The organism is Paenibacillus sp. GbtcB18, assembly GCF_019091125.1.
GTDB lineage: Bacteria > Bacillota > Bacilli > Paenibacillales > NBRC-103111 > Paenibacillus_F > Paenibacillus_F chitinolyticus.
In genome coordinates, this window is sequence record NZ_JAGXJX010000049.1 from 1 (window position 1) to 2,064 (window position 2,064).

Genomic DNA, 2,064 nt, shown 5'->3' on the forward strand with positions numbered 1-2,064 from the left:
GACCCGTGAAGGTAGAAGTAAACCGCTGCTCCATAAAATTCGAATTGTTCGAATGCAGCACCGGATGGAGGGTTGTAAGCTGTTGGCTTTCGTTGACAATCGTTTGGGATTGCTCTTCATTAACTGATAACCAATAACGGTCTCTATAGAATGGGTAAGAGGGAAGACTGATTATTTGGTGATGCTTATTTCGATATAATCGTTCCCAATCAATTGCAACTCCTTTAACCCATAAGTTAATTAAATTATCATACTTCATTTCGGTTAACCAAAGTTCGATCACCTTGTTTAAATCCCCGTCATCTTTAAAAAAGGTGGAAAAAGCTTTATTCTTTTTTACTTCATCACGGTAAATATCATAAAAACGGCCTTCTATTATATCAATTAACCGTTCTTCTAGTTCTTTAAGATTCTTTGCCACAAATGCTAACCGCTCATCCATAGCTTCTCTTCCAACCTGTAAGGTATAGGCGATGGAAGCCAAGTCATCTTCTGAAAATCTTCCCTCTTGAATCCACTTCAATAAATGTTTAGCCTGCTCACACAAGCGGTCCTCACTTTTGGCAGACATAAGGAGAACCTTTGGTATCTGCGCGGCATGGATGTCCAAGAGAGGAACGGCAATTTTAGGAGTGTATTCTTCCAGCACAATATGCGCATTTACTCCGCCGAACCCAAAAGAGCTTATCCCTGCACGACGGGGAATCTCCTTGCCGTCACGATCCATTAACCTATCCCATTTTTTTGTTTCTTTATTAATATAAAAATGAGTGCCTTGTAACTGAATGTAGGGATTCGTTGTTTCACAATGAAGGCTTTTCACTATTGTCTTGTATTTAAGTTGCAATAGAACCTTTATTGTCCCTACAATTCCTGCCGCTAACTCGGAGTGGCCAACATTCGTCTTTACTGACCCCAACCCGCATTGTGCATTTTCAATGGTTTGACCTTCATATCCCGTAAAAAGATCCTGGAATGCTGCTTTTAAAGAATTTATTTCAATCGGATCTCCCAGCTCAGTGCCAGTCCCATGAGTTTCTATATAAGTTATAGTACTCGGATTTACATTTGCTTTCCTGTAAACATTCTTTAAGAGTTCAGTTTGAGCTGCCGGGTTTGGTGCGGATAAAGAATTAGACCTTCCCCCATGATTTACAGAAGAGCTTAATATAACCCCGTAAATTTGATTACCATCACGCTCTGCATCTTTTAATTTTTTAAGAAAGAGCATCCCGACTGCTTCACTTCGAACATATCCGTTCGCTTTGTCTGAGAATGTTTTGCAACGACCGTCTTCACTTAACATCCCCGCTTTGTTGAAGCTAATATGAACTTGAGGGCTAATAATTGTATTGATGCCCCCAACAAACGCCATTTCACAACTGCCATCCTTAATTGAAGATACCGCTCGATGAATAGCCACTAAGGAACTCGAACATGCTGTTTCAATGGCTTCACTCGGTCCATGAATATTTAAAAAATAACTTAATCTATTAGGACCAATTGAAGGTGTCATGCCGGTAGCGGAAAACCCTTCTATTACCGAATTTTTGTGGGTTAAAAAACTTTCATATCCACTTCTTGCCGTACCGATAAATACCCCGGTATTGGTTCCCGAAAGACTTTTAGCTGAATACCCGGCGTCCTCCATAACTTTCCAGGCATAGGTCAATAAGAGACGTTGCTGCGGATCCATTAACTCTGCTTCTCTCGGTGAAATTCCAAAAAACAATGGATCAAACTCATCAATGCCGTTGATAAATCCCCCCCACTTAATGTTGGTTTTATTTTTTTCATTTTTGGGGTTTCCGTAGTAATCTTTCCAATCCCATCGCTCACTCGGTATTTCTGAAATACAATCTTTACCGTTCATCAAGTTTTCCCAGAATTCTTCCACGTCATCTGCCATTGGGAATTTGCCGCTTATACCCACTATTGCAATTGGCTCATCATCTGATCTTACTTCTTCATTCAAATACAGATGGTGCTTTTCCATTGGTTTGGCAAGGATTTCATTCTCGGGTTTTGATCCTATGGGAGCTCCTTCTGATACTGAAAAAGTTC

General features: G+C 40.3%; 1 protein-coding gene. It reads right to left on the minus strand.

The window, feature by feature from the left end; genetic code table 11:
* Positions 1–2,064, minus strand: a 2,064-nt coding sequence (locus tag KVT34_RS29370; RefSeq protein ID WP_217563204.1) for a type I polyketide synthase, incomplete at both ends; no start/stop codon positions are given.